8 protein-coding genes are annotated in these 7399 nt (G+C 31.9%); all 8 read left to right on the forward strand.

From position 1 onward, the window contains the following. Entirely contained in the window at positions 1 to 1134 is a 1134-nt protein-coding gene (locus ACRZ9O_RS10200; protein WP_459458847.1) for a glycosyltransferase WbsX family protein, read from the forward strand. Beyond that, positions 1134 to 2372 (forward strand): hypothetical protein, encoded by a 1239-nt coding sequence (locus ACRZ9O_RS10205; RefSeq protein WP_459458849.1) that lies wholly within the window; start codon positions 1134 to 1136, stop codon positions 2370 to 2372. Before ACRZ9O_RS10200 ends, ACRZ9O_RS10205 begins: the two co-directional genes overlap by 1 nt. Beyond that, positions 2369 to 3568 carry a glycosyltransferase family 4 protein gene (locus ACRZ9O_RS10210; protein ID WP_459458851.1) on the forward strand — a complete coding sequence of 400 codons (1200 nt, stop codon included), beginning with the start codon at positions 2369 to 2371 and terminating at the stop codon, positions 3566 to 3568. The genes ACRZ9O_RS10205 and ACRZ9O_RS10210 overlap by 4 nt, the downstream gene beginning before the upstream one ends. 42 nt (positions 3569 to 3610) lie before the next feature. Then, positions 3611 to 4213: an acetyltransferase gene (locus tag ACRZ9O_RS10215; protein WP_459458853.1), complete on the forward strand. Its 603-nt coding sequence runs from the start codon at positions 3611 to 3613 to the stop codon at positions 4211 to 4213. A gap of 8 nt (positions 4214 to 4221) precedes the next feature. Beyond that, on the forward strand, positions 4222 to 5379 hold the full coding sequence (locus ACRZ9O_RS10220; protein WP_459458855.1) for an aminotransferase class I/II-fold pyridoxal phosphate-dependent enzyme: 1158 nt from the start codon (positions 4222 to 4224) through the stop codon (positions 5377 to 5379). Continuing rightward, on the forward strand, positions 5379 to 5984 hold the full coding sequence (locus ACRZ9O_RS10225) for a sugar transferase (protein WP_459458857.1): 606 nt from the start codon (positions 5379 to 5381) through the stop codon (positions 5982 to 5984). Before ACRZ9O_RS10220 ends, ACRZ9O_RS10225 begins: the two co-directional genes overlap by 1 nt. A 15-nt stretch (positions 5985 to 5999) precedes the next feature. Beyond that, a complete protein-coding gene (gene metK, locus ACRZ9O_RS10230; protein ID WP_459458859.1) occupies positions 6000 to 7256 on the forward strand; it encodes a methionine adenosyltransferase in 1257 nt (418 codons plus the stop codon). 19 nt (positions 7257 to 7275) lie between these two features. Continuing rightward, a partial coding sequence (locus tag ACRZ9O_RS10235) for an adenosylhomocysteinase (RefSeq protein ID WP_459458869.1) occupies positions 7276 to 7399 on the forward strand: 124 nt, incomplete at its 3' end.

Genomic DNA, 7399 nt, shown 5'->3' on the forward strand with positions numbered 1-7399 from the left:
ATGAAAGTTAAGAAATACGCATTTTATTTACCTCAATTTCATAATGATCCATTTAATAATAAATGGTGGGGAGATGGTTTTACAGAATGGGATAATGTTAAATCAGCTAAAAAATTATTTGTTAATCATCGACAGCCACGGATTCCTTTTCATGGTTACTATGACCTTATGGATGATGGAGAAACTTTTCGTAAACAATTTAAATTAGCTAAAGAAAATGGTATTGATGGATTCATAATTTATAATTACTGGTATTTGGGTAAGTCACCATTATCTCAGCCTTTAAATTTTTTGTTAGAAAATGATAATTTAGATTTCAGTTATTCTTTGTGTTGGGCTAATCATCCATGGACTAGATCTTGGACTAATCGAATGGGAGCATTTGACATTTTAATCAGTCAAGAATATGAATCTTCTTTAAAGGAACAAGAAATTTACTTTGAATATCTAGCAAAGCATTTTACTGATAAAAGATACATTAAAATTGGTAATAAGGTATTATATCATATTTATTTACCACTGAATATTCCGAATCTTGTCAAATTTATAAACAATCTTAGAAATTATTTTTTTGAAAATCATTCTATAGAAATTCATATTTCAGCAATTGTTACAAATGGAAATTTGGATTCTAATTTATATTATCTGTTTGATTCGTTAAGTTTATCACAGCCAGTTAATGCCATGAAAGATACGATTAAGAAAGGGCTTAACAAATTTAGTATTTCTACAATTATTCATAATTTAGTTCCAATTGTTATAAAAAAAATATTATATACTATCTATGATAAGTTTTTTAATAAGTGTAAATTTTATGATTGTAGTAAATTGTGGCAAATCGTACTCTCTCAATATGAATTAGCAAAGGAAATATCTCAGATACCAGTAATTCCTTATGGTTTTGTAGATTTTGATAACACTCCGAGATATAAAAATAGAGCAAAAGTTATTATAGGATATTCTATCGAAATAATGGTTGATGGCATGAATAATTTAATTTTATCGAGCCATGATTTTGACGGCGAAAAATTATTATTAATCAATGCATGGAATGAATGGGGAGAGGGCATGTATTTAGAGGAGGATATTGAGTTTAAAAATGAAAAATTAATTGCTATATCTAAATTAAGTTAATGATATACAGAACATTAAGCGCATTTAACATTAAAGTATATGTCTATGTAATATTCATACTTGCTCCTGCTATTTTTTATTTTTTATCTGGGAAAGAAAATGATGAATTATATCTAAGTGTAAGTGATGATGTATACTCCAACGCTGTAAAATTGAATTTTTTTTTATCATTATTGTATTTTATCGTATTCGTCAGTGGGTATAATTTTTTAAAAATTATTACCAAGGATTCTTTAATATGGAAATCGCACAATTTTATTTTCTTAAAAAATAAATACGTTTCAAAAAATAGTATAATTGTCAAAAAGAAACAATTTTTTTTTTTTTGGTTTTTTGTTATATTATCGGGATTTCTGGTAGGGCGTGAATTTATTTTTGGTATGGGGTTTAGTAAGCTTACTAGTTTAGGTTCAGAGATAAATTCTGCTGAATTTAGGACAATGGGATGGGATGAAGGTAGTAAATTTACCGATTTGTTTATACAAATTATAAGACGCAATATTTTGCCCTATATTGTTGTATATCTTTTAGTTTTAAAAAAAACTAATAATTTAAATAATTCAATATTACTTAATCTTTCTACTTTCATTTTAATAGTAGCAACTGTACAAACCCTTGATAGGGCACCTGTACTTATGTTATTGTTGCTTGTTTTTTTTTATAATTATTCTTTTTCTGTCAACTTTAATTCCTATTTATTTAAAGTGATAATTTTTGCTTTGGTATTCCCAATTTTAGGTGGAGCTATGACGTATATTCAGTACAATAAGTTCGGTTTTAGTTTTGAACAAATTTTTAATTCGGGCTTAGATTTTATGATTAATCGTGCTTATTTTTCTCCAACAAATTTAACATTAAAACTTTCATTTTCTTTATTCCCTATTGATTCGAATAAACTATACTTAGAATACTCAAGGCTAGGGTTTTTATTTGGTAAATCATATGTTGGTACTTTTGAAGATTCTTCTATTTTTGTTGCTCCTGTTACTTTAATTGGTGATATTTGGAGAAATTTTGGAGTTTTAGGGATTGTATTTGTAGGATTTGTTAACTCTTTTTATTTTTATTTAATTGATTTTTTTACAGTTAGAGCGACATTAATGTTGAGAACTGCTATAATGTATTTAGTGGCTACATTATGTTTCTATTTTGTTTTTGGAGGATATTTTTCTTTGGGGGTGTTTTTTCAAATGATATTTATTCTATTCATGGTTTCACGCAGAATGTATTTTAAATGACAATCTTATATATACATCAATATTTTAAATTACCTTTTGAATGCGGAGGAACGAGATCTTATGATTTTGCTAAAAAATTCATTGAATTTGGATGGAAAGTTATTATTATTACGACTAGTAATAATATTATACACAGTAAGAAAAGCTGGGTGATTGAAAACTATGAGGGCATTGAAATACATTACCATTATTTGCCTTACAATAATAAATTTTCTTTTGTAAGGAGAATTTTAATTTTTTTAAATTTTTTAATATTTTCATCTTTTAGGGTTTTAAAATTAAGAGCAAACGTAGTTTTAGCCTCAAGTACGCCTTTAACTGTTGCTTTTCCTGCAATTCTTAACAAATTTTTTTTTGGGATTCCATATATTTTTGAAATAAGAGATTTATGGCCTGAAGCTGTAGTTTCAATAGGGGTTATTAAGAATAAATTTTTTATTTATTTAATAAAACTCTTCGAACGATTTACTTATTATTATTCAAATGATATTGTTTGCTTATCAGAAGATATGAAATGTTCGATAGTTAAGGATTACGATTTTTTGACTAATAAATCTGTTAATGTTATTGAAAATATCTCTGAAATAAATAGATTTCAAAATGTTATTGAAAGTTTTGATTTAAATAACAGTAATGGATATTTCAATATAGTTTATTGTGGAACAATAGGGGAAGTTAATGGTTTAAATTATTTATTAGATTTAGGTTTAATGATAAATGATTTAGATTCTAATGTAAAATTTCACATTTTTGGTGATGGAAAAGTTAGAGAAAAGTTAGAAAAGCAAGCTAAATTGTTAGGATTACTAGATAAAATTATCATTTTTAATGGTGAAGTTTCAAAGTCTGAATTACCTTCTATTTATAATTCTTGTCAAATGGGTAGTTCTTTTGTTTGTAACATACCAGAATTGTGGAAAAATTCTGCTAATAAGTTTTTCGATACACTAGCATCTGGCAGACCAATTTTAATAAATTACGGTGGTTGGCAAAAAAAACTTATTCAAGAAAATAATCTTGGATACGTTTTACCTCCTGTATTAGATATAATAGATGTTCGAAAATTCATTGACTATATCAAAGATGACGAACTGCATAAAAGGCAATCTTTTAACTGTCTTAAATATGCGCAATCCTTTTCACTTCATAATCTTGCGAATAAATACTTTAAAATTATAACTAAATATGATAAATAATTTTAATAAGTTATCATAATAAATTGTATAAATTTCGACTCCTTGATTCATACCTTAATTATTATCGGCGCAGGTCAACATGCTATTGTTTTATCATATTTGGCTAAACTTAATGGTTACAAATTTGTTTTTTGGGATGACTATATTTCTAAAAAAATTAATAACGTTGAAGTTCTAAAAAGGCAGAAACTAATTCCAAAAAATCACAAATTAATAATAGGAATAGGGTCAAACAAGGTAAGACAATTTATTTCTAAGCAGTATTCTAAAGGAAGCTATATTTCTTTATATCACCCTAATTCAATTATTTCCATTAATTCTAAAATTGGTTTAGGAACTGTAATACAAGCTGGTGTCATAATTAATTGTGGTGTAGTAATTAAAGAGCATTGTATATTAAATACTGGATCGATAGTTGATCATGATTGTGTTTTGGGAAAACATGTTCATATTTCACCTAATGCAACACTTTGTGGCAACGTCATTATTGGGTCTGGCACGTGGATAGGTGCTGGGGCAATTGTTATTCAAGGAATTAAAATAGGTGAAAATGTAACTGTAGGAGCAGGATCAGTTATTATAAATGATATTCCGGACAATGTCACTGTTGTTGGTAATCCTGGAAGAGTAATTAAAGTTAATTAATAGCTGATATGAATTCTAAAATTTGGCTTTCTTCACCACATATAGCTACAAATGAACTTAAGTATGTAAATGAAGCATTCCAAACCAATTGGATTGCTCCTCTTGGACCACATGTAAATGCTTTTGAACAAGGACTTCAAGTTCAAACAATGTCTAGTTATGCTGCAGCGTTATCATCAGGAACTTCAGCTTTACATTTAGCATTGATTCTATTGGGTGTAAAAGCTGGCGATACAGTTTTTTGTCAATCAATTACTTTTTCTGCCTCAGCTAATCCAATTGCATATCAAGGTGCCATCCCTATTTTTATTGATTCCGAAATTGATACATGGAATATTGATCCTGTATTGTTAAGGACTTCATTGGAAGAAGCTAAACAGAATGGGAAAATGCCAAAGGCCATCATTGCTGTTCATTTATATGGGATGCCTGCGAAAATGGAAGAAATACTTTCAATTGCAAATGAGTATGAGGTTCCTGTAATTGAAGATGCTGCAGAGGCATTAGGCTCTAATATAGATAATAAACCTTGTGGAAGCTTTGGTGATTTTGGTGTGTTAAGTTTCAATGGGAATAAAATTATTACAACATCAGGTGGTGGAGCATTATTATCTGAAAATGCAGAAATGATTCAAAAGGCTCGTTTCCTTGCTACTCAAGCAAGAGACTCAGCTCCTCATTACCAGCATTCTCATATTGGTTATAATTACAGAATGTCGAATGTGTTAGCTGGAATCGGGAGAGGGCAACTAGAAGTGTTAAATGATCGAGTTGAAGCAAGGAGAAACAATTTCGAGAGATATAAAAAGTATTTTTCGAAGCATAATAGCACTGGATTTACAATCAAATTTCAAGAAGCCCCTTCAGGATATTACTCTAATCGTTGGTTAACTTGTATTTTAGTAGATCCTGCATTAAATAATGGATTGACACGTGAAATTGTAAGACTTGTATTAGAAGAAAAGAATATTGAATCAAGGCCACTTTGGAAACCAATGCATCAGCAGCCAATTTTTGCAGATTGTAAGTCTTACCTAAATGGAGTTTCAAACAAGTTGTTTGAAGATGGTTTATGCTTACCAAGTGGTTCAAATTTGACTGAAGAACAGTTTGATAGAATCTTTGAAAGTTTAGATCATATTTTTGCTAAATATCGAAATAGCTAATGTATAAGAGTTATTTTAAAAGGATATTAGATTTTATAGCAGCATTGGTTTTGTTGTTCATATTTTCGCCTATAATTATAATATGTTTCGTCTTACTTCTAGTTGTCAATAAAGGAGATGCTTTGTTTTTTCAAGTAAGACCAGGGTTTCTAAGCGTGCCTTTTACCATATTTAAGTTTAAGACAATGCATGATGGGAAAGACGTTCATGGGAATTTAATGCCAGATGAAGTTAGACTCACACAGATAGGTAAAGTAATAAGAGCGTTATCGTTTGATGAATTACTTCAATTGATAAATGTAGTAAAAGGTGATATGAGTTTAGTCGGACCGAGGCCGTTATTAACTCAATACTTAACTCGTTACACACCAGAACAAACTCGTAGACACAATGTGAGGCCAGGTATTACTGGATGGGCTCAAGTAAACGGTCGCAATGCTCTAAGTTGGGAGGAGAAATTTAAGCTAGATGTAGAATATGTTGAAAAGGTTTCATTCTTATTAGATATAAAAATATTATGTATGACGTTTTTGAATGTTGTTCAACGAAAAGGAATTAGTGCTAATGGGCATGCGACTATGGAAGAGTTTTTGGGAAATAATTAAAATTTCATAAAATTTATGGCTTATCTATTCACCTCTGAATCGGTTTCTGAAGGACACCCAGATAAAGTAGCTGATCAAATCTCTGATGCGTTAATTGACCATTTTATGGCCTTTGACCCCACTTCTAAAGTAGCTTGCGAAACACTTGTAACCACAGGTCAAGTCGTGTTAGCTGGAGAGGTGAACACAACAACGTATTTAGACGTGCAAGCCATCACACGTGAAGTAATTCGCAAGATTGGTTATACGAAATCAGAATATATGTTTGAAGCGAACTCTTGCGGTATTTTATCAGCGATTCACGAGCAATCAGCCGATATCAACCAAGGAGTTGATCGCAAAAATCCAGAAGAGCAAGGTGCAGGTGACCAAGGAATGATGTTCGGTTTCGCTACGAAGGAGACTGACAACTACATGCCTTTGGCCTTAGACTTAGCCCACAAAATCTTACAAGAACTTTCAGCTATCCGCAATAACGAACCATCGTTAATCGGATACCTTCGCCCTGATGCAAAATCTCAGGTTACGATCGAATACAGTGATAATCACGTACCTCAACGCATCGATACGATCGTTGTTTCGACACAGCACGATGATTTCGCGTCAGAAGCTGAGATGCTAGCGAAAATCAACAAGGACATCGTTGAGATTGTAATCCCTCGCGTTAAGGCTAAATTAAAGCCTGAATTGCAAGCTTTATTCAACGATGCGATCACCTACCACATTAACCCAACAGGTAAGTTCGTGATCGGTGGTCCACACGGAGATACCGGTTTAACAGGCCGCAAGATCATCGTAGATACCTACGGTGGAAAAGGTGCTCACGGTGGTGGTGCATTCTCTGGTAAGGATCCGTCCAAAGTAGACCGTTCTGCTGCCTATGCAACGCGTCACATCGCGAAAAACTTAGTAGCTGCTGGTTTATGTGGCCAAGTATTAGTGCAAGTTTCTTACGCGATTGGTGTAGCTAAACCTTGCGGTTTGTTCATAGATACCTACGGAACAGCGAAAGTTGATATGACAGACGGCGAAATCGCCCGTAAAGTAGAGGCTATCTTCGATATGCGTCCATACTTCATCGAGCAACGTTTGAAATTACGTAACCCGATTTATTCGGAGACTGCGGCTTATGGTCACATGGGACGTAAGAACGAGATCGTTACAAAACACTTCACTGGTCCTAACGGCCAAAAAGTAAGCAAAGAAGTGGAATTATTCACTTGGGAGAAATTAGACTACGTAGATGCGGTTAAAACGGCATTCAATTTATAATCAGGAAAAAACACACACAATGGCATCACAACCAGGTACATATGTACCATTTAAAGTAAAAGACATTGCATTAGCAGACTGGGGTCGCAAAGAAATTCAATTAGCAGAAGCAGAAATGCCAGGTTTGATGGCATTACGTGAAG

This window comes from Aquirufa sp. HETE-40SA (assembly GCF_054558635.1).